At 47.9% G+C, this 19,557-nt stretch carries 27 protein-coding genes, 1 pseudogene and 1 riboswitch; of the genes and pseudogenes, 8 read left to right on the top strand and 20 right to left on the bottom strand.

All coding sequences use genetic code 11. From position 1 onward, the window contains the following. Positions 1-2 precede the first annotated feature (2 nt). Positions 3-566: an alkyl hydroperoxide reductase subunit C gene (ahpC, locus tag NZD89_RS03330; RefSeq protein WP_268006406.1), complete on the bottom strand. Its 564-nt coding sequence runs from the start codon at positions 564-566 to the stop codon at positions 3-5. 278 nt (positions 567-844) lie between these two features. On the opposite strand from ahpC, the gene NZD89_RS03325 reads away from it, so the two are divergent. Together NZD89_RS03325 and NZD89_RS03320 are read left to right on the top strand one after the other, a co-directional pair. Further along, positions 845-1,234 carry a Fur family transcriptional regulator gene (locus NZD89_RS03325; RefSeq protein WP_268008379.1) on the top strand — a complete coding sequence of 130 codons (390 nt, stop codon included), beginning with the start codon at positions 845-847 and terminating at the stop codon, positions 1,232-1,234. Between the two features lie 85 nt (positions 1,235-1,319). Next, positions 1,320-1,952, top strand: a complete 633-nt coding sequence (locus NZD89_RS03320; protein ID WP_268006405.1) for a polysaccharide deacetylase family protein — start codon at positions 1,320-1,322, stop codon at positions 1,950-1,952. Positions 1,953-2,103: 151 nt separating this feature from the next. Here the strand turns inward: NZD89_RS03320 and NZD89_RS03315 are convergent, their stop codons facing one another. From NZD89_RS03315 to NZD89_RS03275, 9 genes are all read right to left on the bottom strand, one after another. Beyond that, positions 2,104-2,457 (bottom strand): hypothetical protein, encoded by a 354-nt coding sequence (locus NZD89_RS03315; protein ID WP_268006404.1) that lies wholly within the window; start codon positions 2,455-2,457, stop codon positions 2,104-2,106. 71 nt (positions 2,458-2,528) lie between these two features. Then, complete coding sequence (locus NZD89_RS03310) at positions 2,529-3,296, bottom strand: SDR family NAD(P)-dependent oxidoreductase (RefSeq protein ID WP_268006403.1); 768 nt, start codon at positions 3,294-3,296, stop codon at positions 2,529-2,531. Positions 3,297-3,336: 40 nt separating this feature from the next. Next, on the bottom strand, positions 3,337-4,413 hold the full coding sequence (locus tag NZD89_RS03305) for a Gfo/Idh/MocA family protein (protein ID WP_268006402.1): 1,077 nt from the start codon (positions 4,411-4,413) through the stop codon (positions 3,337-3,339). Positions 4,414-4,445: 32 nt separating this feature from the next. Continuing rightward, entirely contained in the window at positions 4,446-5,594 is a 1,149-nt protein-coding gene (locus tag NZD89_RS03300) for a Gfo/Idh/MocA family protein (protein ID WP_268006401.1), read from the bottom strand. A gap of 65 nt (positions 5,595-5,659) precedes the next feature. Then, on the bottom strand, positions 5,660-6,916 hold the full coding sequence (locus NZD89_RS03295; protein ID WP_268006400.1) for an enolase C-terminal domain-like protein: 1,257 nt from the start codon (positions 6,914-6,916) through the stop codon (positions 5,660-5,662). Positions 6,917-7,033: 117 nt separating this feature from the next. Beyond that, positions 7,034-7,879: a carbohydrate ABC transporter permease gene (locus NZD89_RS03290; RefSeq protein WP_268006399.1), complete on the bottom strand. Its 846-nt coding sequence runs from the start codon at positions 7,877-7,879 to the stop codon at positions 7,034-7,036. A gap of 11 nt (positions 7,880-7,890) precedes the next feature. Beyond that, positions 7,891-8,823, bottom strand: a complete 933-nt coding sequence (locus tag NZD89_RS03285; protein ID WP_268006398.1) for a carbohydrate ABC transporter permease — start codon at positions 8,821-8,823, stop codon at positions 7,891-7,893. Between the two features lie 74 nt (positions 8,824-8,897). After that, positions 8,898-9,260, bottom strand: coding sequence for a type 2 periplasmic-binding domain-containing protein (locus tag NZD89_RS03280; RefSeq protein ID WP_268006397.1), 363 nt, complete (start codon positions 9,258-9,260; stop codon positions 8,898-8,900). A gap of 40 nt (positions 9,261-9,300) precedes the next feature. Continuing rightward, entirely contained in the window at positions 9,301-9,948 is a 648-nt protein-coding gene (locus tag NZD89_RS03275; RefSeq protein ID WP_268008378.1) for an ABC transporter substrate-binding protein, read from the bottom strand. A 458-nt stretch (positions 9,949-10,406) separates the two neighbouring features. Here NZD89_RS03275 and NZD89_RS03270 point away from each other — a divergent pair, with 458 nt between their 5' ends. Further along, positions 10,407-11,930 carry an IS1182 family transposase gene (locus NZD89_RS03270; RefSeq protein WP_326492940.1) on the top strand — a complete coding sequence of 508 codons (1,524 nt, stop codon included), beginning with the start codon at positions 10,407-10,409 and terminating at the stop codon, positions 11,928-11,930. 238 nt (positions 11,931-12,168) lie between these two features. Here the strand turns inward: NZD89_RS03270 and NZD89_RS03265 are convergent, their stop codons facing one another. Next, entirely contained in the window at positions 12,169-12,384 is a 216-nt protein-coding gene (locus NZD89_RS03265; protein WP_268006395.1) for a hypothetical protein, read from the bottom strand. On the opposite strand from NZD89_RS03265, the pseudogene NZD89_RS03260 reads away from it, so the two are divergent. Continuing rightward, positions 12,360-12,497: pseudogene (locus NZD89_RS03260) on the top strand (SDR family oxidoreductase); the annotation flags it as partial. The gene NZD89_RS03265 and the pseudogene NZD89_RS03260 overlap by 25 nt on opposite strands. Here the strand turns inward: NZD89_RS03260 and NZD89_RS03255 are convergent. Continuing rightward, positions 12,466-12,867, bottom strand: a complete 402-nt coding sequence (locus NZD89_RS03255; protein ID WP_268006394.1) for a hypothetical protein — start codon at positions 12,865-12,867, stop codon at positions 12,466-12,468. The pseudogene NZD89_RS03260 and the gene NZD89_RS03255 sit on opposite strands and share 32 nt — an antisense overlap. Before the next feature lie 248 nt (positions 12,868-13,115). Between NZD89_RS03255 and NZD89_RS03250 the strand changes: the two genes are divergently transcribed. Continuing rightward, a complete protein-coding gene (locus NZD89_RS03250) occupies positions 13,116-13,637 on the top strand; it encodes an Hsp20/alpha crystallin family protein (RefSeq protein WP_268006393.1) in 522 nt (173 codons plus the stop codon). Between the two features lie 46 nt (positions 13,638-13,683). Here the strand turns inward: NZD89_RS03250 and NZD89_RS03245 are convergent, their stop codons facing one another. Both NZD89_RS03245 and NZD89_RS03240 read right to left on the bottom strand, forming a co-directional pair. Then, a complete protein-coding gene (locus NZD89_RS03245) occupies positions 13,684-13,992 on the bottom strand; it encodes a hypothetical protein (protein ID WP_268006392.1) in 309 nt (102 codons plus the stop codon). 5 nt (positions 13,993-13,997) lie between these two features. Then, on the bottom strand, positions 13,998-14,246 hold the full coding sequence (locus tag NZD89_RS03240) for a hypothetical protein (RefSeq protein WP_268006391.1): 249 nt from the start codon (positions 14,244-14,246) through the stop codon (positions 13,998-14,000). Between the two features lie 81 nt (positions 14,247-14,327). Here NZD89_RS03240 and NZD89_RS03235 point away from each other — a divergent pair, with 81 nt between their 5' ends. From NZD89_RS03235 to NZD89_RS03225, 3 genes are all read left to right on the top strand, one after another. Beyond that, on the top strand, positions 14,328-14,555 hold the full coding sequence (locus tag NZD89_RS03235; protein ID WP_268006390.1) for a hypothetical protein: 228 nt from the start codon (positions 14,328-14,330) through the stop codon (positions 14,553-14,555). 74 nt (positions 14,556-14,629) lie between these two features. Further along, positions 14,630-15,022 carry a hypothetical protein gene (locus NZD89_RS03230; protein ID WP_268006389.1) on the top strand — a complete coding sequence of 131 codons (393 nt, stop codon included), beginning with the start codon at positions 14,630-14,632 and terminating at the stop codon, positions 15,020-15,022. Positions 15,023-15,034: 12 nt separating this feature from the next. Then, positions 15,035-15,352 carry a hypothetical protein gene (locus tag NZD89_RS03225; RefSeq protein ID WP_268006388.1) on the top strand — a complete coding sequence of 106 codons (318 nt, stop codon included), beginning with the start codon at positions 15,035-15,037 and terminating at the stop codon, positions 15,350-15,352. 308 nt (positions 15,353-15,660) lie between these two features. Here NZD89_RS03225 and NZD89_RS03220 read toward each other — a convergent pair whose 3' ends face one another. The 6 genes from NZD89_RS03220 to NZD89_RS03195 all read right to left on the bottom strand — a co-directional run bounded on the left by NZD89_RS03220 (position 15,661) and on the right by NZD89_RS03195 (position 19,309). Then, positions 15,661-15,909, bottom strand: coding sequence for a hypothetical protein (locus NZD89_RS03220; protein WP_268006387.1), 249 nt, complete (start codon positions 15,907-15,909; stop codon positions 15,661-15,663). Between the two features lie 361 nt (positions 15,910-16,270). Next, positions 16,271-16,879, bottom strand: a complete 609-nt coding sequence (locus tag NZD89_RS03215) for a YdcF family protein (RefSeq protein WP_268006386.1) — start codon at positions 16,877-16,879, stop codon at positions 16,271-16,273. A 401-nt stretch (positions 16,880-17,280) separates the two neighbouring features. Continuing rightward, a complete protein-coding gene (locus tag NZD89_RS03210) occupies positions 17,281-17,997 on the bottom strand; it encodes a pentapeptide repeat-containing protein (RefSeq protein ID WP_268006385.1) in 717 nt (238 codons plus the stop codon). A gap of 16 nt (positions 17,998-18,013) precedes the next feature. Beyond that, on the bottom strand, positions 18,014-18,337 hold the full coding sequence (locus NZD89_RS03205) for a PadR family transcriptional regulator (protein ID WP_268006384.1): 324 nt from the start codon (positions 18,335-18,337) through the stop codon (positions 18,014-18,016). 296 nt (positions 18,338-18,633) lie between these two features. Continuing rightward, positions 18,634-18,852 carry a hypothetical protein gene (locus NZD89_RS03200; RefSeq protein WP_268006383.1) on the bottom strand — a complete coding sequence of 73 codons (219 nt, stop codon included), beginning with the start codon at positions 18,850-18,852 and terminating at the stop codon, positions 18,634-18,636. A gap of 22 nt (positions 18,853-18,874) precedes the next feature. Then, entirely contained in the window at positions 18,875-19,309 is a 435-nt protein-coding gene (locus tag NZD89_RS03195; RefSeq protein ID WP_268006382.1) for a universal stress protein, read from the bottom strand. A gap of 101 nt (positions 19,310-19,410) precedes the next feature. Then, positions 19,411-19,540: riboswitch (cyclic di-AMP (ydaO/yuaA leader) on the bottom strand. Between the last annotated feature and the right edge of the window lie 17 nt (positions 19,541-19,557).

Genomic DNA, 19,557 nt, shown 5'->3' with positions numbered 1-19,557 from the left:
CCTTAGATCTTTCCTACGAGGTCTAGGCTCGGCTTCAGTGTTGCAGCACCTTCCTGCCACTTGGCTGGACAAACTTCACCCGGGTTGTTTCGAACATACTGTGCTGCCTTAATCTTGTTCACAAGCGTGCTTGCATCGCGGCCGATGCCACCCGCGTTAATTTCAATGGCTTGAATGATCCCATCTGGGTCAATGATAAAAGTACCGCGGTCCGCAACTCCTTCTGATTCGATCAACACATCGAAGTTGCGCGAGATGGCGTGCGTGGGATCACCGATCATAATGTAAGTAATTTTCCTAATGGTTTCCGAGGTATCGTGCCATGCTTTATGTGTGAAATGACTATCCGTTGAAACGGAATACACTTCGACCCCAAGTCCCTTCAGGGTCTCGTATTCGTTTTGGAGATCTTCCAGCTCAGTGGGGCACACGAATGTAAAGTCTGCCGGATAAAAGCAAACTACACTCCACTTGCCCTTTAGGTCAGCTTCTGTGACTTCGATAAACTTGCCATTTTGGTAAGCTGATGCTTTAAACGGTTGTACTTCGGTTCCAATCAGAGACATAATCGATGGTTCCTCCTAAGTGTGGTTTTAAGATTGTACACAGCTAATTCAGGACTACAGCAATGACATTGTGTACAGTATTGGCATCCCCTAAAACGATATAGTATCATTTCATAAATGACATCAACTCCTTTTTGATAATAATTATTATCTAGGCCTGATTATAAATAATGCCCATGTCGTTGTCAAAGGCACTCTGATAAATTTCGTTAGAAAGTGGGGTTTCGACCTTGCAACACCTATCAAGCGATACGAACATACCGAAACTGCTGAAAGACGTGGGGTTACGAGTTACACCACAACGCGAGGCGATCTTGAACTTTCTGATCCATCACAATGAGCACGCGACCGTGGATGAAATTTACCAGGCCCTTCACCCGACATTCCCGAGTCTCAGTGTTTCCACGGTATATAACACCATGAAACACTTCAGGGAGATCGGTTTGGTCAAGGAAATCACATTTGGCGATGCGGCCAGCCGCTTTGATATCAACGTGATGCCCCATCATCATCTCGTGTGCAAGAAATGTGGCAAACTGTTTGATTTCTATTTGCCGCAAACACCAGCCTTTACTCTTCCTCCCGCTGCAGCCGGCTTTGAAGTGGAGGATTATCATTTGGAGGTTAAAGGTACTTGCCTCTCATGTCGCAATTCTGAACCGAAGTGAATTCGCAAAAAGCGGATTCACGACTACCTGTCGAATGACATGTGAAAACGGACAAAAGATCTGGGGACATGGGAGAGTAGATAGCTTGGATCCAAGAATGCAAAAACAGCCACCTTTTCTTCCGAACGAGCCGAAGCGAATTGCCTTGACCTTTGACGATGGACCGGATCTTCAATATACGCCTGAGATTTTAGAGATACTCGACGCTTACGGTGTGCAGTCCAGCTTCTTTTGTATCGGGTCACAGGTCCAAAAGTTCCCTAATGTACTGCGCCGAATGGTACGAGACGGACATGTCGTCGCGAATCACAGTTGGGATCATCCTTATTTGACCAAGGAGTCGAAGAGCTCCGTACGGATGCAACTCGAACAGACATCAGACATCATCGAAGAGACCGTCGGACTCCGCCCTCGCCTGTTCCGGCCACCTTATGGCGATATCAATGAGACCTTATCTACCCAGGTGCACAGTCTCGGCTACGACATCGTCCTGTGGGACGTGGACTCTGTCGATTGGTCAGGAATTTCCGGTCCGAGCATCCTTTCCAACGTGTTGCCCCCCTTAAAGGCTGACTCCATCCTCCTACATCATTGTGCTGGGAATGTGAGTGGAACAGTCGATGCGCTACCGTACTTGATTGAAGTGGCCAAAGCGATTCGTTACCAGTTTGTTACAATCGACGTGCTACTCGGGACCCCCGCCTATTGTATAGAGTGAAGGTAGGCCTCTCGGGTGCTGTAAAGCCTATGGATAGGTTAAAACCACGATCCAAATGGGTCGTGGTTTCATTCATGGGGAACTCGGTACAGTTATTAAGGAGCCCGTCAGCCACTTTCGTGTCCCGGGTCAATACCAGAACAAAATGAAACTAACGGTTTACAAAATCCCAAAAATTGCGATTGAATAACTTGTCGACATCTCGTTGAATGTGCGTAAGCGATGGCTCCCATCCATCGTTTGCAAGGACCGTATACTTGTCGACGAGCGCCCGTTTCACCACTGCACGAGCCCGATCCCACTTATACACCAATTGCTCTAGTACTCTCGCATCCGAATGCTGCGGAATGAACGTGGGCCCTAGCAGTTCGAGACGCATGCGCGTAATTTCCTCGACCAGCGTGTCTGTGTTCACAAACCACCAACATCCAAAGATCATCAGGTTATTGAATTTGCGCGCCGCTACGATAATATCGTGTTGATTCTCGCGAGATGACCGTTTCAACCATAGACGCCAACGATCACACATCTCTGTCCACTGACAACACCTCATTTTTCGGTTCGATATGACAAGGGTTACACGTATCCGTTGGTGAGGAAGCCACCATCGACGATAAGCGTCGTACCGGTCACGTAATCCGCATCTGTGGAGGCCAAAAATACGGCGGGTCCGGCGATGTCGTCAACTTCTCCCATACGCCCAGCAGGAATTCGTGCTACCATCTTTTCGGTGTTGTGGATGCCTCGCTTGACGTAGTCGCGTACGATTTCAGTTAGAATAAACCCTGGACTGATGGAGTTTACTTGGATATTGTACGGGGCCCACTCAAGTGCCAGGTTCTGGGTCAACTGCTTGACTCCGCCTTTACTCGCGGCATACGCCGCTCTCTCCGGAATGGCCGCATGTGAAACGATGGACGTGATATTGATGATTTTGCCGCCCTCTCCGCGGTTGATCATATGTCTCCCGACCTGCTGACAATAGAGAAAGGTTCCATCTAGGTTGATATTCAAGCAGTTCTTCCACTTGTCAAAAGGTAAATCGGTTGACGCGTAAGCGAGTGAGATCCCTGCGCAGTTGACGAGGATATCAATTTTTCCGAATCGCGAAATCGCTTCTTCGACCGAGTGCTCGACATCCTCAGGTCGACTCACATCCGCAGTCACCGTCAAGACCTTGGCGGATGTGTTTGCTAAAACCCAGTCAGCCTGCTTCGCGAGCTCCGACTCCGTCCGACTGACGATACAGACATCGGCCCCCTCGACAGCCATCCGCCTCGCAATGGCCGCACCGATACCACGCCCGCCTCCCGTGACGAGCGCGACTTTGTTCTTCAAACGCATCGCGGTTCCTCCTATCGCAAGCGGCCGTTCGCTTGCTCAATCAGCTTTCGATGACATCAGCTTGCATCTGAGCGAGAACGCTTAACTCTGCCGCCTTCAGAGCGTGCTCTTGTGTCATCGCTTGTTCTGTACGGTTGAGGCAGTCGAGAATGAGCTGTCCAAAGAATGGATAGCCCACCTTCCCGTGAACTGGGATATGAAACTCGCCCTCTTGATTGACGAGATACACCTGATCCCCTACTGGATCCCGCCCAACGTCAATATATTTTCTCAACTCGATATATCCGTTGGTGCCTAAGATAAAGGTACGACCATCTCCCCAGGTACCAAGACCGTCCGGTGTAAACCAGTCGACGCGAAAGTAGTTCGTCGCTCCGTTGTCGGCCACCAGCGTAGCGTCGCCAAAATCCTCAAACTCGGTGTGTTCTTTATGGTTGTAATTTGCGATTTTACTAGCCAGGACCTTGGCATCCTTAGCTTGGGTAAAGGATAAAAACTGTTCAATCTGATGGCTGCCGATGTCGCACAAAATCCCGCCATACCGGTCGCGCTGGAAGAACCAATCCGGCCTACTGGGGGCATTCAGACGGTGCGGACCGGTTCCTAACACCTGAACAACCCGCCCAATGGCGCCATCCTGGATCAGCTGTCCTGCGAACACGGCACTCTCGACGTGTAGTCGTTCGCTGTAATACACGCTATACTTCTGGCCCGTCTGGAGAACGACCTCCCTCACACGGGCGAGTTGATCTAGAGTGGTCAAAGGGGCCTTATCGGTAAAATAGTCCTTGCCGTGCTCCATCACCCGGATGCCTAAAGCCGCGCGCTCAGACGGGATGGCCGCACCGGCCACGAGGCGGATGGACGAGTCATTGAGCACTTCTTCCTCCGAACGCGCCACCTTCACATTGGGGAATTTTTTCTGAAAAGCTGTGACTTTGTCAGGGTCAGGATCATACACCAGAGCCAGCTCGCCTCCCGCGTCGATAAGACCCGTACTCATCCCGTAGATGTGACCGTGATCAAGCCCGACGGCCGCAAACAGGAAATCCCCTTTCTCACAGACAGGTTGGAACTTGCCCTCCGGAACGTAGTTCATGCCGTCACGCTTACTCATATCAATGACCTCCCGGTTGCCCGAATCTCAAATCAGTTGCCTGACGTGGTAATGGTATTGTTCTCAAACCTCTCCACCGAGGCCTTCTTCTCGTAAAAGTGGGGCACGCTCGCCATCAGACCCTCTTTCGTGTAGAACGGATCATCTTTGCACAGCGGCAAAGTCACACGTTGCCCGGTACTAGCCGCCTTATAGATGGACACAATCAGCTCAAGTGTCCTCCGACCATCGTGCCCATCGATAAACACAGGGACGCCATCCTTAATTGCAGAGAGGACGTTCTCGATTTGACCGACATGTTCTTGATAGGGGATTTCCGGAAGGCTGTCGTAGAACGACTGAAGCTCTTCTTCGGTACTCGAATCGCGTTCTGGAAATCCGTTTTGCCTGGACGAGGACGCGTACAACGCCCATGGTGTCGACAACTTTGCCTTCTGGCACTGAAACACGAGTTGTTGTTCTTGACCGTGGTGAACAACGGAACTGGTAATCTGCCCCACACTTCCGTTCTCGAACCGAAGGGCTGCAATCGAAATGTCCTCGACCTCTGCGTTGTCGTGTGAGACGTTGCTCATCAACGCCGAAACTTCCACGGGCATCCCCATCATCCACTGCAATGCGTCAATATGGTGAACCGCGTGATTGAGCGTGCATCCACCGCCCTCGCTTGCCCATGTGCCTCTCCACCACAAATCGTAGTAACTGTGGCCGCGCCACCAGTACGAATCGATCTGCGCATGCAGAATCTCCCCCGCCATCTTCGAATCGAGTATGCTCTTCAACTTCATCCAAGGCGTGCGGAAGCGGTTCTGGGCGACCACTGAGAGAATGCAGCCACTGTCCTGTGCAGCGGCTATCATTGCGTCGCATTCTTCGAGAGACGCAGCCATCGGCTTCTCGACCAGGACATGCTTGCCTGCCTTCAAGAAAGCAATGGCGATTTCCGCGTGCGTCGAAGGCGGTGTGCAAATCGAGACCAACGTCAGGTCCGGATCAGCTAACAACTCCTTATAGTCTGCGACGGCGGCAGCGTCCAACTGGTAATCGCTTACGTGCTGTTGTGCCTTATCTAGGTAGATGTCTGCGATCGCCGCAATCTTACAGTCCTCCGGGAAACTCAAGTACCCCTCGATGTGTCGCGTCGAAATCGCACCTGCTCCAATTACACCGACTTTAATCATTCCCTTTTCCTCCCAAACAAATGATTCATATTCGTAGGCTAGCTAGACCGGCGAAGCTGTGCTGGTTAGCGAGCGTGCTGCACGGGTACTTCACAGTGCCGACCGGCGGATGGGTCAGCCCACTTGGTATTCGGAATCAAAGGGAACCATTCTTTGCGAGAAGGGTCGCGGTCGTACGCGTAACCGCCAACCTCTCGGTACAATTCCGCGTACTCTTCGAGCTTGTCACGATTCAATTTGACTCCTAGACCAGGCGTTTCAGGGACTTGAATGGCGCCATTCACGTACTCTAGTTTGCCGCCTTCGATAATATCGTCTTGCAAATGATGGTAATGGGCATCTGCGGCGAACGTGAGGTTAGGGAGTACGGCCCCAAGGTGCAACATCGTCGCCAACTGAATACCAAGTTCTCCAGAGGAATGTACCGCAACTGAGAGTTGAAACGTCTCACAGACGCTGGCTGCTTTGATGCATGGCCGAATGCCACCCCAAAACGTCGTGTCCAAGAGGATGACGTCGATAGAAGGGTTGAGAATGTTTTCCGCAAGTTGCTCAAAATTTACGACCAGCGTGTTCGTCGACAGTGGAATCGATACCATCGAGCGAACTCGTCGGTTTCCATTCAGACCCCATGTCGGATCCTCCAGGTAGTCGTTGTTTAAATTTTCGATTTGTTTCCCAAACCAAATCGCCTCTTCCACACTGAGCGCGGCATTCGGGTCATACCTCAGCTGGTCTTTTGGGAAGGCCTTAGCCAGCGCTTTATAACACTCTAGTTCGTATTCTGGATGGAATACACCGCCCTTTAGCTTGTGAACGGTAAATCCGTGCTTTTGCTTGAGCTCGGACGCGTGTGCGACTAACTGTTCAGCAGTGCGAACCTCTCCATGGCCACTGACTTCGTTCGGCAATCGGAAAAACAGGTAACTCGCGAAGGGGACCGCATCGCGCACTTTTCCACCTAATAGTTTATAAACCGGTACGCCAAGTTTTTGACCCATGATGTCGAGACATGCAAATTCGATCGCGGCATGCATTTGAGTCCGGTTATTATAAAGACTGGCGGTCGGATTGCAAATTTTGAACCGTAACTCTTCTAATTGAAACGGATCATGACCGACGAGATAGGATTTTAACCCGTGAAACGCTTGCTCCGCACTCTCACCACCGCCTCCCATCTCACCTAGACCGATAATTCCCTCGTCTGTATGCACTTCGACTATGGTTCGAACAAATCGTCCCCAATGCGCACCGTTACTGTGTCGCAATGGGGCCTCGAGCGGCACCGTGACGGTCGTTGCAATAATATCGGTAATTTTCATGATCCAACCACCTTTTCTATACGAGATACACTCCTCTGATGTAGGCGGCGTGTTAGACGCGAACCATTTGTTTCACTCTTCCGCCGAAGAACCTATTCTGCAATTCAAAAATTAGACCTAATTTTTCAGCCCATGTGTAGCAATTCCTTCTACTAAATACCTCTGGAATATGATAAAGACGATTAAAATGGGGATCACCGAGAGGATGGACATAGCAAACAAATCCCCCCATTGACTCTGACCCATATTGTCCATGAACATGCTCAAGCCAATTGGAACAGTGAATAGATTTGGGTTGTTTAGGTATATCAACTGACCAAAAAAATCGTTCCACGTCCAGTAAAATGCAAAGATCGAAATCGTAATGATGGCTGGCTTAGCCAGCGGCAAAATAATGGAGCGAAACAGTCGGAAGGTACTACATCCATCAATCGCCGCTGCTTCATCGAGGTCCTTCGGTATCCCCCTCACGAATTGCACCATCAAATAAATGAAAAACGGAGTCGTGCCAAGGAAACTAGGCAGCATTAAAGGTACAAATGTGTTGATCAACCCCACCTTGTGAAAAATAATGTATTGTGGGATAAGTACGACCTGAGCGGGAAGCATCATGGTCGCAAGCATGAACCCGAAGAGAAACCTTTTTGCGGTAAATTGCAGCCGGGCAAACGCGAATCCAGTGAGCGACGAGCTAAACAATGCACCCATGACGACGACGATCGATATCTCAAACGAGTGTAGGAACATTGGGCCAAAATTCACGCCCGAAGCTCCAGTAATGCCATCGATGTAGTGCTTAAAGGTCCATTTCGTCGGCCATAAACTTGAGGTTGAAAAAATATCACTTTCTGGCTTAAACGACGAGAAAAACATCCACAAAATCGGGTAAATCATCACAAACGAGATCAAAATCAAGAGGACATGACGAGCACTGATTCGTACAAAAGACTTAGAGGCCCCCATAAAACACCATCCTAAACATCGTAATTCACCCAAAATCTCGCTGTTAGAAAGATAAACCCAGAACACAAAGCGATCAGAATTAGCAAGATGATGGATAGTGCTGCGGCGTAACCCATATGAAAGAACTGGAACGCCTGCTGGTATAGATAGAGGACATAGAGCAACGTCGAATTCATCGGTCCACCGTCGGTAATCACCAAAACCTGTGTGAACACCATAAATGAAGATATCGTCCCCATCAGCAGGTTAAAAAATATAAGAGGTGATAACATCGGTAACGTAATCCGAATATATCGTTGAAAGTTCGATGCTCCATCGATGGTCGCCGACTCGTAGAGATAACCCGGAATTTGCTTGATGCCAGCCAAAAAGATCACCATCTCGGATCCGAACTGCCAGACGCTCAACAAAACCAACACGATCATCGACGTAGCTGGATTTCCGAGCCAAACCGGTCCATGGATTCCGAACAATTTGAGGAATGAATCTATCGGTCCATTCTGATCAAACAGTTCTCTCCACCCAATTGAGGCCCCCACACTGCCTCCAATTAATGAAGGCAGGTAGATAAGCGCTCGATACACCGCGATTCCTCTCACTTGCTTACTCACCAGTGTAGCGACAAGCAATGATGCAATGAGCCGCGCTGGAACCGACAACACGACGTAAATAAACGTCACTCGGATCGAAGTCCAAAAGTTTGGATCTTTGAAAATTTGAGTGAAATTCGACAGCCCGATAAACTGAGGACGGCTGAGCAGATCGTAGTTGGTGAATGTTAGATACAGCGTGAAGAGCATGGACCCTGCGGTGAGCAGCAGCATGCCGAGAAGCCAGGGTGTCATAAAACCGTACGCCGACAAGTTTTTCAAAACGGAGTTCTTTGAATTCTTTTTTACAACTGAATTCGGCTTTACTACGAGGGCCTGTGTAGATGTGTCCATTTTGAAACCTCCTGAGACACAGTGTCCAACCAACGCCTGTGCATCGTGGACCGTGACAGCGGTTGAGGATCAAGTTAACTATTTTGAGACAGTACCTGATTTGCTTGAGTGGTGAATTGGTCCGCTGCTTGGCTCGGAGTCAACTTGCCGTACGTCACCTCTTCTCCAATCGTCTGCAAGATCGTTGTAACGTTACTTCCGGCGGGAGGATCCAACGGAGTCGGGCTTGACACCTTCTCGACCTGTTTCATGAATTGGTCCTGCGTTGCCACCGTAGTACCGCCGAGCTTTGAGTCCGCTTCCATATTGTTTGTGTTTGCAGTAACCCCTCGCTCATTCAGGAAGATCTTTGAGACCTGAGGGTCATTTTCGAGGAAGTTAATCAATTCCGCAGCTTGCTTGGGATATTTCGTCGCCGAAGACATGGACCAATACATAGCCGGATGCACGGAATACGGTTTGTTGGAGTCTGCCCAGTCAGGCAGCATCGTTCGAACGAGCTAAAGACTTACCATCGGAAGAGTACATTTGCTCACCGTTACACCTTGCCCAATACGCCAATTCAGCCTCATTGTAAATCTCGTCCGTAGCTCCATAGACATTGGGTAGTTTCTGGTGAATTTCCTCGCAAAGTTTCGCGAAATCATCCCAAGTGTAATTCTTTGAAGGGTCAAAGCTAACACCAGCTTGCTTCAACAAAGCAGGATTGTAAATCATAGCCAATGCATTCACGGCAGCGGGGATGGCATACAGTTTGCCGTTCACGTCGCCCAATTGGACAACATTTTTATCCAGTCCCGAGGAGTCAACAGATGTTGTCCCCAAATCCATCAGTTGGTTTTTTGTTACGTATTCGTCCAGAACCGATCCGTCCATCTGCATCACGTCTGGGGCGCTACCCGCAGCAGCTTCGGTCGCCATTTTAGACCAATAACCATCCCAAGGCATATATTCCATAGTCACGTGAATATTCGGGTATTTCTTCTCAAACAAACTAATGGCCTGCTCAGTCTCTTTGGTACGTGTTGGATTAGTCCACCAAGAAAATGTAATGTTCACACTTTTTTGAGATGAGCTAGAATTACTTGACCCATTCGATGCCGTACCACATCCGGCGAGTGGCATTGTAGCGACCAACCCGATTGCCACAGCACTCCACAACTTTCGATGTGCTCTAGTCATGGTCTAACCCTCCAACGCAATTTTTGTAAGCTCTTTCATACTTGTATACTTGAACGTAAGTATACAGATGTGCAAACGAGAATTCAATACGCATTCTGAATTCGCTCTCTATTCGTCCCCTCGAGAACTAAATAAAACTCTCTGCGCAGTCGTACCATGAACCGCCCCTTCCATGATTTATCCCCTACCGTTTCTCAAACAATAGATTTAACCGCACAACAAAGGGGGTGTCCCAAAAGTACTTCGGTACTGAGGGGCGCCCCGTTTTATCTATATATGTTCAAATTTTACTGTTTGTACACAAAAAGAAATCGCTCATTTCGGTAAAATGTAAGTGACAAGCAAACATCAACCGAATGGAGCGATTTCTTTTGAGTAACGTTACCTTCATTCAATATAACATGGGACAACTTTTCCTACCAATGGATTTGGAAGACCTGATTCCTGCGAATCATGTTGTGCGTATTGTAAATGACACCGTAGAGCGAATGGACGACGAGTTATTCTTTCAATACTACCCCGGCGGCGGTCGAAGCAGTTTCCATCCGAAAATGCTGACCAAAGTTCTTGTTTACGCATATACACAACGAATTTACTCCTCTCGTCAGATCGCTAAGGCGCTACGGGAGAACATTCATTTTATGTGGCTCAGCGCGCGTCAAACGCCCGACTTCCGTACCATTAATCGGTTCCGTTCGGAACGGATGAAGGACATTGTAGAACAAGTTTTTGCAGCGGTACTTGAACTGCTTATTGACGAAGGGTACGTAAAGTTCGAGCATTACTTCCTGGATGGAACCAAAATTGAGGCGAATGCGAATCGCTACACCTTTGTCTGGAAGAAATCCACAGACCGTTTTCAGTCTCGGTTACAAGCACAAATCCGGGAGTTGCTGACGGAAATCGAGCAAGCAAACCAACAGGAACAACGAGAATACGGAGAACGAGATCTGGAGGAGTTGGGAAAGGACCAGGACCAGCCTATTACTTCTGAACAGTTGGATACGTTGGTGACCTCTCTGGAGCAACAGCTGAGTGAATCCCCAAAGAACAACCCCCTCCGCAAGGCGATACGGAAAATCCGTAAGGACTACCTGCCTCGATGTGAAAAATACGAAATGCAGCAAGCTACATTTCAGGACCGTAACAGTTTCAGCAAAACAGATCCGGATGCCACCTTCATGCGGATGAAGGAAGACCACATGAAGAACGGACAACTTAAGCCTGGTTACAATGTCCAAGTGGGAACGGAAAATCAATTCATTGTTGGATTTAGTATTCACCAGAGACCGACCGATACGCGTTGCCTCATTCCCCATTTTGAACAAATGTGGGAACGGTTCGGCATCTTACCCCAATCCGTGATAGCAGATGCCGGATATGGTAGTGAAGAGAACTACTCATGGTTGGCACATGAAGAGATAGAAGCCTTCGTAAAGTTCAATACATACTATCAAGAGCAAACCAAGCGTTTCCAAAATGATATTAGTCGGTTTGAGAACTGGATCTACGATGCTGAACGAGATGAGTACATCTGCGCTGGCAATCAGCGACTGACGTTTCGGTACGAACGAACGGTCAAAACGGAGGCAGGCTACTCATCGAAAAAACGCTATTACCAGTGCGACGCCTGTGGGACATGTCCTCTCAAGAATCAATGCACCAAATCGAAAAACAACCGCCAAATTGGAGTCAGTGTAACTTTGCAAGAGCACAAGCAAAGAGCACGAGCGAACTTGACAAGCAAACGTGGACGGAAGCTATCCGTACAGCGAATGGTGGAGGTGGAAAGCGTGTTTGGTCAGATCAAAGGAAATCGGGGATTTAGACGATTCCTCCTGCGGGGCATTCCGAAAGTCACCATCGAAATGGGGCTGGTGAGTGTCGCGCATAACCTGCTCAAAGTGGCAGCGTCCCTCGCCTAGATGAGGAACGCCGCCACTTCATTATTTTCCTCGTTGAAAACAGTCCCAGTAACTTATAAGCGTGTCCCGCCAGGCATACAAATGCCTTTTGGGACACCCTCTTTGTTGTGCGAATTCCTACGTCCTATCTCGGTTCCATCCTCAGCAGCGCGTGCGCACGCACCGATTGCATGTCGTAACACACCGAATTGACTCGCTCCGGACCAATACTGCTTTATGTCTTCGTCACGCCTTCCTATCACTTGTGTTTCAGGTTTGCGATCCAGGCCAATTCATGTTCGACCTGACTTTTTTGGAAGCGGATGACCTCTATCACAAAAAGATTTTGTTGATGGGTCTTCTCGATATGACGATAATAATCTAGTTTTTCTTGCAGCACTTCCTGTCTCTTTTGTAGAATATCCTGCTGCACTGGGTGTCCAACCGTCCATGGTCGGTATGGGTACGAATCCACGGATAGGACACCCTAGTGAAATTGCTAAAGTGGCATTATTCTTAGCATCAGATGACTCCAGTTTTGTCAGCCCTACAGTGATCACGGCTGACGCTGGCTGGACTGCTTATTGATGTTGCCAAAACCACGGTGTTCCACCCATGCATCGAGGGAGTTCCCGTCAACTCCCTCGGTGCATTCTCCGTCACATGATCCGCTGTTACGCCACGTTCCTGTAGCAAAACTACCCGTTTGCTCCATTGGCCCTGATAGGAAATGTGAACCTCGAACATGGTTCTTGGACAGGCTTACTAGAACACGGGGGTAACAGGACGTTTCGCCGTGGAACAACACGGTGAAGATGAACAGGCCGACAAGAAACGCAATCATTTTCCTCACCATCTTCCTGATGGTTAACGGCTTATTGGACCCAGAATTGGTATCAAAATATCGTCCATTATTCACCAGCCGCGCCATTTCGCGAATCATCATTTTGGCATTCATCGTTCCGTAACACTTGGCTTTTCGACTAGGACTAACCCAATAAACCGGTGCTCAAGTTCGGCTGATGCACAATGATTCGTACTGCCGATACCGCCAAGGTGTCAACCATGCATATAGCGATTTCATACCAACGGTGGCCAATGGATGTGAGATTGCGTCAATTGTTCGCACTTCAGCGAATATAACTGTATGAGGACCACGGATTCAACTACGTTGAAGTGTGTTTTGGTGTCACGGAGGAGAGCATGATGGCCAACAATCCAATGGACTACTTGAAGCAATTGGAACAGCTGGGTGAACAAATTCGACAAATGTTCGGGAACCAGGACCTGATGAAGAACATGATGCCGAACATGCCTGACTTCCTCAATACAGCACAGCCAATGTGGAACACACCACATGCTCCAGGTTTCAATTCAAATAAATGGCAGTTTCCGCATGTTGACTTGTATGAAACGGCTAACGATCTCGTCGCCGTCCTCGAAGTTCCCGGCCTACAGTCCGCCAGTGATGTGTCTATATCCGTTGATGTACAGAAACTCTATATCAAGGGCTCAATCAACAGGAGTTACGCCAATATTCCACGCAATCAGTTGCATTTGTCGGAACTCCATCAGGGTGTCTTTGAACGAGAAATCTCCTTACCTCTCCCCGTTCTTCGGGACGAGGTACGCGCTGAATACAGGAATGGGCTGTTAAATATCATGATGCGAAAAGACCTGCGTGGCCCGGAGCAGTCACGTGGAAACACAGTTTCCATTGATTTTTAGTCGCCGTGCGAACAAACTGAACGGGTTGCCACCAGACTTTATTAAGTTATGGAGTAGTCACGGGAGAAGCGCATTGCACGGGCACTGGGGAACCCGTGTCAATGGCACTTCCTGACATGATGTCATAGTCAGTGATTGGGGCATCAATCAAATCGTTATCATAAATAAAAACCGCATTGATTTGCGCAGTATTCAGGTATCCCATATGAAAACCGAATCCATGATTGGCTTTCATATGCCCACTCCAGCCAAACTGCATATTCTCCCCGACAAATATCCCCGAAGTGTGATTAATGTTGTTGACGATGATGTTGCCAAATACCATACTCAAGCTCGAATTACGAAGCTCATCCATCGCCATCACATCCCCTGCAGTGTATTTCCATTCTTGATTTCGTTTTCGATCACTGGCTGGTCGACGATGTCATTGTCCGCGTATAGATATGCTCCAAGCGGAGACGCTTGATTAAGCCCCATAATTTGACCGATGCCCATGACCAGTTTACCGTTTGCGTCCCAACCTAACTGATTATTGTTTCCGACGAACACACCAACTTGAGTGTTCATGCTGTTGACATTCATCATGTTAAACGTAATCGCAATCGCCACAACAAATCCTCCGTTCTAATGTTGATATATTCCCCGAACACAAGCCATAGCATATACAACAGAGAATTGGGAGGGACGTCAATGCCTCGTATTTCTGTTGGGGAACTTCACGTCGATCATATTGACCACACTTCTGGGTCGTTCTATGGACAAAACCTCTCATGCAATTGGCGGCATAGCCAGAGCGTCAATGAAGGCTTTGGAGCAGTGACCGGCGAGCGAAATACCGTTCACTGTGATCTCCTCGTGATTGGCGACCAGGACATACTGGATACCTTCATGAACGACTCTGGGCAAGAAAATAAGTAATTGTTTCACTGTATGCCTTTATCCGCATGTCTGATTCGGTTCGAGCGTATCAAATTACGAATGAGGTCACGTACATGTTTAGAAACTGGATTCATCGCAAAGATGCGGCTACGTTTGCAGCCATTCAAGAACGCCTCCAGCATATCGAGCTGGCTCTTCAGCAGATGACGAACCAAGGGGCGAAGAACAGCATTCATATCGATACGTTACACGTTCATGATCCGGTGCTCGAAAAACTGGAATTCCGATTAGATCAGCTCGACATTGACGAGTTGAGTGGCGCGTTAAACCTGGGGAACAATTTCGGGGTTCGAGTAGGCAGGACCCTTCATTTAAAGAAAAAGGGCTTCACTCCCGAAGGGAAGACCGCCCAAGCCGAGCGGAACCTGTCGGATCTTAAAGAAGGAGAAGCGGACGGATCGAAAATGCAGAAAACAAACAAGGGTTTCACATTTCGCTTTACCTAGTAGGAGGTCCGTATGAATTCCTATTTCTCGCCCAGTTTCGTCATTGGGTCCATTCGCATAGGCACTGTCACATCGGCCTCTGCCCTCAACGTCGGCAACAACTGGCCCACCAATTTTCAAAGTCACACGAAGCACAATCAAGGCTTCGGCAATATCCACGGAACCAACCATCAGATTCGTGGTGCGCAATCCTTTTTGAACGATCCCGACGTCTTCGATATGATGAATGTATCTCCAGATTCAGAGGTTCCCGACTGGTTGAAGGCTGTGATAAAACCCAAACAGCCTCTGACCAAAATGGACGGTGACAGATCGTCTGGAAATGGGTGAAGCCTCGCTCAAAAACAGGTGTCAACGTCATTCTAACGAAAGAACCTGTTCTGCGATAAAAAACGAAAACACCGTCGTCCAAGGGCGATGGCCATGTCAATTATATTCACGAAGAGAGAGACTGACTCAAGCGAACGCTTACAGGGTGTATCTTACTGAAGTATGTTGGTTACGTATTGTTAACCGCGTTTAGGACTTCTTTGGATGTCGCCATGTTTCTCGCAAAGCCAAGTCTACGCAAGTTGTTCGCATCCGGATGAACGTACCCGATAGTCAGTTCACTGTGTGCCCAACTGTTCAGACACTGATCACACCCCTTGAAGTGTATTTCCGTTCTTAATTTCATTTTCTACGACAGGCTGGTCAACGACGTCGTTGTCCAAATATAGATACGCTCCAAGCGGAGCCACTTGATTAATCCCCATCATTTGCCCGATACCCATGACCACTTTACCGTTAGAATCCCAACCTAACTGATTGTTGTTCCCGATAAAAACTCCGACTTGAGTGTTCATGCTGTTGATATTCACCATATTGAATGTGATCGCAATCGCCACACCATCCCCGCCTTCGTATAGACATATTGACAGCACCCGCACTTTTGCCGTAAACAGATGAGAAACGTACGTCTATCCTCATGAATCCAAGAGAAATACAGTTGAATTCATCCTATTCAAATTTCGCCTGTCCGAGTCCAAAATGCATGTACTGATGACCGAAGACATACTCCTCAAGACTTTATTCTCCGCTCAATGAAGAGCCAGGATAAACAAGCGAATGATTGGGGCACTTAGAGCAACGACTATCCATCCCCATGAAACCAACACAAAGCATAGGATGACCCTTGGCAAAGGTCCTCGGCTTGACCCAATACTGGATGTAATCGGGCGGATGTAAGACTTTCTGAGGTGAACAACACTAAATCGGGATGTCCATGTCGATAAAGTATCTCTCCTTAACTCCATTGACAACCTTAAATGCCTCATTCATCACTCGGCGCTCCCACTCTGCCTCTGTCCACCAGTTGTCACGCCGCGCTATCGGACGATCTTCAGGGCACCATACCAAGTCAATCCAGTGGGGAAGAAAGGTTTTAAACATTAATGTGCATCTGCGCATGTGCCATTGCTGGCTAACAAGAAGTAGACGTCGAATACTGTGTAACCCCAATTTGCGGTCCAAGATTACAAGTGAACATAGAATGTTTTCGATTGTATTGTTCGATAATGTTTCCACCATAGTCGACTGTTCTGGTACCCCAAGTTCAATTGCCTTATCACGCAGAACCAAAGCTTCCCGATCATTGCGTGTCCCGTACCTGTCGCCACCAGTAAACAGAATATAGGGCGCCCGAGCGTCATTGAACAACTCCACGGCCTTCTCTGTGCGTTCCATACTTGTTCCACCAAAGACAAAGATACAATCTCCCGTGCATGTACCATTGTCGATTTCTGACTCGAGGCCAAACACGAGGTCTGTGATTTGTGCTTTAGTCAATTTCTCCAATGACATCTCGGAAATAAGCATTTCCGCCCTCCTTTTGGCTGATTGTAGTGCAGCCAGCACACTTGAATCGCTATGGCACACCACCGCCCATCTTCCAACCCAGACAGTCAGCGTCTTTGTTACGTTCGGTGATTGCCAAATGAATGCTTTTTTGCATTTTACGCTGATCGGACTCGGCATTTTCACAACAGATGGGAATAAAAAATGCCCAAAACCCTACGCTAAGGGCGTTGAGTTAATGGGGTTCACATTTTATGTGGCGGGGATTTTCATCATGTCTGACGAGTTTCTCACCAATCGCTGTGTCCCGAAAGTACCTCAACACTGAAGGACACTCCCCGTTTTTATCTAAATCTGTGTGAATTTACGGTTCGTTCACAAAAGAAATCGCTCATTCACCCCACTTTCTCATCGATGAAAAATCAAACGACAGTCACATTCGGGAGCTTCGCACCATAACCTTGAAGAATGGCATAGGTCAACTTATCCATGACTGCACCATCAAAAACGGCTTTTTTGGCTTGCGTCTTGAATGAAACGTTGATGAGTATCGAATTTCTAAACGTGGTTCCTTTTAATCCTGCATTATTAAAGATGGTTCCATTCAATATGAGTCCATCAAATGATACGCTGGCAAGGTTTGAATGACTGAAATCCGTACCATCGAGCGTACAGCCGTCAAAACTTGCCCCCTTCAGGTTAGAGGCGCGGAATTTTGCCCGACTCAGATTGGCACGATCAAATTTTGCATTTTCCAAATTACTGCATTTGAAAATGCTATCTGTTAAGTCGGCATGACTGAAATCGGAGCCCTTTAAGTTACTATAATTAAACTTCCCATCATGTACTGCTACTGATTGAAGATCTGAGTACTGTAGATTACTCATCGATAAATTCATGCCGACAATCTGTTGCAACTGTCGCGCGTCTACATGGATGCTCGCAATTAGTTCGGATACCTCGCCGATGGAGTCAATCGTCATCTGAAGAGCTGTTGCATCATCGTATCCTTCCGTTTTAAAATCCTGCATTTTGTCCTGCAGATTTTGGTACAGCTCTTCCTTTAACTCCTCAAGCGGCTTTAGTTCCTCATAGACGGAAAAGGTGTGTTCAAGGTACTCCTTTAATTTGTCAGTCATTTTTATGTCTCCTTTCTTACATCAAGTTTTCTAAAATTCGCTTTGCGCGCTCCCAGTTCTGCTTGTTTTCGATATACGTCTTCTTTCCCTTATCCGTAATCCGATAGTATTTTCTGCGACCGCCCTTGGTCTCATCACCCCAGTACGCGGTGATATCTTTTTCGTGCTCTAACCGCTTCAGCGAAGAGTACATTGTTGCTTCTTTTAACTCGTACTCACCGCCAGAACCTAAAGACACCAATTTAGATATTTCATACCCATACTTATCCCCGTCCAGTAACAACTTGAGAATAACTGTATCGATGTGTCCCCTAATCATGTCCGAGGGGATGGATGTCATATACCTCACCTCTTCGATTACAAAGTAAATCACATTACTATGCGTGTCAATGTAATGTGGGTGAAGAGGTCATCAGGGTCGTAAGGAACGTGCAGAATTGGTGAAAAAAAGACGCCTCGTTTCACGATCGTCTCGGAACGGGCTTAGGCTAAGTTTAACGAACACAGCACCCCGACATATCGCGTGGGGTGCTGTTGAATGCGTGGCGATTCATCTCGTAAAGTGGATTCGACGTAACCAAAGCACGAACCCGAACCCCGGCAAGGGCATTGCATGACATATCCCTGAGACGTCCTTTAGTCACTCATCTTGTGACTGAAGTGCATTTTTACGCTTTCAATGGTATCGCCATCAATGACGATTTTTGCGTCTGGTGTGGTGAACTGGAGCACACGATTTTCCTTATCAAACTCGGTATCGCCGAGATGTATTTCATATGTCTCTCCGGCGTCCGTAGTAATGATCAATTCGCCCCAGTGCTGCAATTGTTCTTGTACTTCTTCCATTTTTATCATTCGCTTCACCTCGTATCAATTTTCACTTCACCACGAGAACGTCCGCTGGTGCCTTTTCTACAACTCTTTGGCTCACACTACCACTGAGTAATTTATCCAACAGACCTTTATCCTTATTGCCTACGACAATTAGGTCGATGTCTTCACTTTCCGCGTATCGACTGATCTCACGCGCGGGTTCTCCCCACTCTAAGACCATTTTAGGCTCAATACCGAAATACGATAATCTTTCACCAGCCTGCTCTAAAAGTTGATGTCCGTCTTTTTCCAATCGTGTTTGAACGTGAGCGGTATCAACAATGTATCCTGTCCCTACACCAAGACTGTTTACGGGCCTGAGAACGTGGAAAAGGGTGATGGTACGATTTCTATTTTCCATCCATATTTGTGCAACTTCGTGCAAAATGGAGTCGACTGTATCCGAGTCATCAATGGGTACAAGAATTCGTTTATACATGGTTTTGTCCCCCAATTCCCTTAAGTTGAATGCTGTAACGACAAAAGCCCCCGTAGGAGTTCCTACGGGGGAGCAAACTAATCAGCATCAACGTACAAGAAGACACCTCTCTTACCGCTGACGAAGTTAGCTGTCGGATTCGGGATAAGAGATTCCCTACCAGTCGGAGACTGGATTCACCCCAATTGAATGGTTCCTCCGCTTCCTTTCGGAACTAAGCGATGGCATATGAAGTTTTCAACACGACA

It is taken from the genome of Alicyclobacillus fastidiosus (genome assembly GCF_026651875.1).
Lineage (GTDB): Bacteria > Bacillota > Bacilli > Alicyclobacillales > Alicyclobacillaceae > Alicyclobacillus > Alicyclobacillus fastidiosus.
Note: the sequence above shows the minus strand (reverse complement) of the source record. Positions and strands in the feature narration are given on the sequence as shown.

Bases quoted from the DNA above. Each gene is read 5' to 3' on its own strand.
- ahpC (WP_268006406.1), bottom strand. From the start codon at position 566: ATGTCTCTGATTGGAACCGAAGTACAACCGTTTAAAGCATCAGCTTAC.
- NZD89_RS03310 (WP_268006403.1), bottom strand. From the start codon at position 3,296: ATGCGTTTGAAGAACAAAGTCGCGCTCGTCACGGGAGGCGGGCGTGGT.
- NZD89_RS03305 (WP_268006402.1), bottom strand. From the start codon at position 4,413: ATGAGTAAGCGTGACGGCATGAACTACGTTCCGGAGGGCAAGTTCCAA.
- NZD89_RS03300 (WP_268006401.1), bottom strand. From the start codon at position 5,594: ATGATTAAAGTCGGTGTAATTGGAGCAGGTGCGATTTCGACGCGACAC.
- NZD89_RS03295 (WP_268006400.1), bottom strand. From the start codon at position 6,916: ATGAAAATTACCGATATTATTGCAACGACCGTCACGGTGCCGCTCGAG.
- NZD89_RS03290 (WP_268006399.1), bottom strand. From the start codon at position 7,879: ATGGGGGCCTCTAAGTCTTTTGTACGAATCAGTGCTCGTCATGTCCTC.
- NZD89_RS03285 (WP_268006398.1), bottom strand. From the start codon at position 8,823: ATGGACACATCTACACAGGCCCTCGTAGTAAAGCCGAATTCAGTTGTA.
- NZD89_RS03280 (WP_268006397.1), bottom strand. From the start codon at position 9,260: ATGTATTGGTCCATGTCTTCGGCGACGAAATATCCCAAGCAAGCTGCG.
- NZD89_RS03275 (WP_268008378.1), bottom strand. From the start codon at position 9,948: ATGCCACTCGCCGGATGTGGTACGGCATCGAATGGGTCAAGTAATTCT.
- NZD89_RS03270 (WP_326492940.1), top strand. From the start codon at position 10,407: ATGGGACAACTTTTCCTACCAATGGATTTGGAAGACCTGATTCCTGCG.
- NZD89_RS03255 (WP_268006394.1), bottom strand. From the start codon at position 12,867: ATGAATGCCAAAATGATGATTCGCGAAATGGCGCGGCTGGTGAATAAT.
- NZD89_RS03250 (WP_268006393.1), top strand. From the start codon at position 13,116: ATGGCCAACAATCCAATGGACTACTTGAAGCAATTGGAACAGCTGGGT.
- NZD89_RS03245 (WP_268006392.1), bottom strand. From the start codon at position 13,992: ATGGATGAGCTTCGTAATTCGAGCTTGAGTATGGTATTTGGCAACATC.
- NZD89_RS03235 (WP_268006390.1), top strand. From the start codon at position 14,328: ATGCCTCGTATTTCTGTTGGGGAACTTCACGTCGATCATATTGACCAC.
- NZD89_RS03230 (WP_268006389.1), top strand. From the start codon at position 14,630: ATGTTTAGAAACTGGATTCATCGCAAAGATGCGGCTACGTTTGCAGCC.
- NZD89_RS03225 (WP_268006388.1), top strand. From the start codon at position 15,035: ATGAATTCCTATTTCTCGCCCAGTTTCGTCATTGGGTCCATTCGCATA.
- NZD89_RS03215 (WP_268006386.1), bottom strand. From the start codon at position 16,879: ATGCTTATTTCCGAGATGTCATTGGAGAAATTGACTAAAGCACAAATC.
- NZD89_RS03210 (WP_268006385.1), bottom strand. From the start codon at position 17,997: ATGACTGACAAATTAAAGGAGTACCTTGAACACACCTTTTCCGTCTAT.
- NZD89_RS03205 (WP_268006384.1), bottom strand. From the start codon at position 18,337: ATGACATCCATCCCCTCGGACATGATTAGGGGACACATCGATACAGTT.
- NZD89_RS03200 (WP_268006383.1), bottom strand. From the start codon at position 18,852: ATGATAAAAATGGAAGAAGTACAAGAACAATTGCAGCACTGGGGCGAA.
- NZD89_RS03195 (WP_268006382.1), bottom strand. From the start codon at position 19,309: ATGTATAAACGAATTCTTGTACCCATTGATGACTCGGATACAGTCGAC.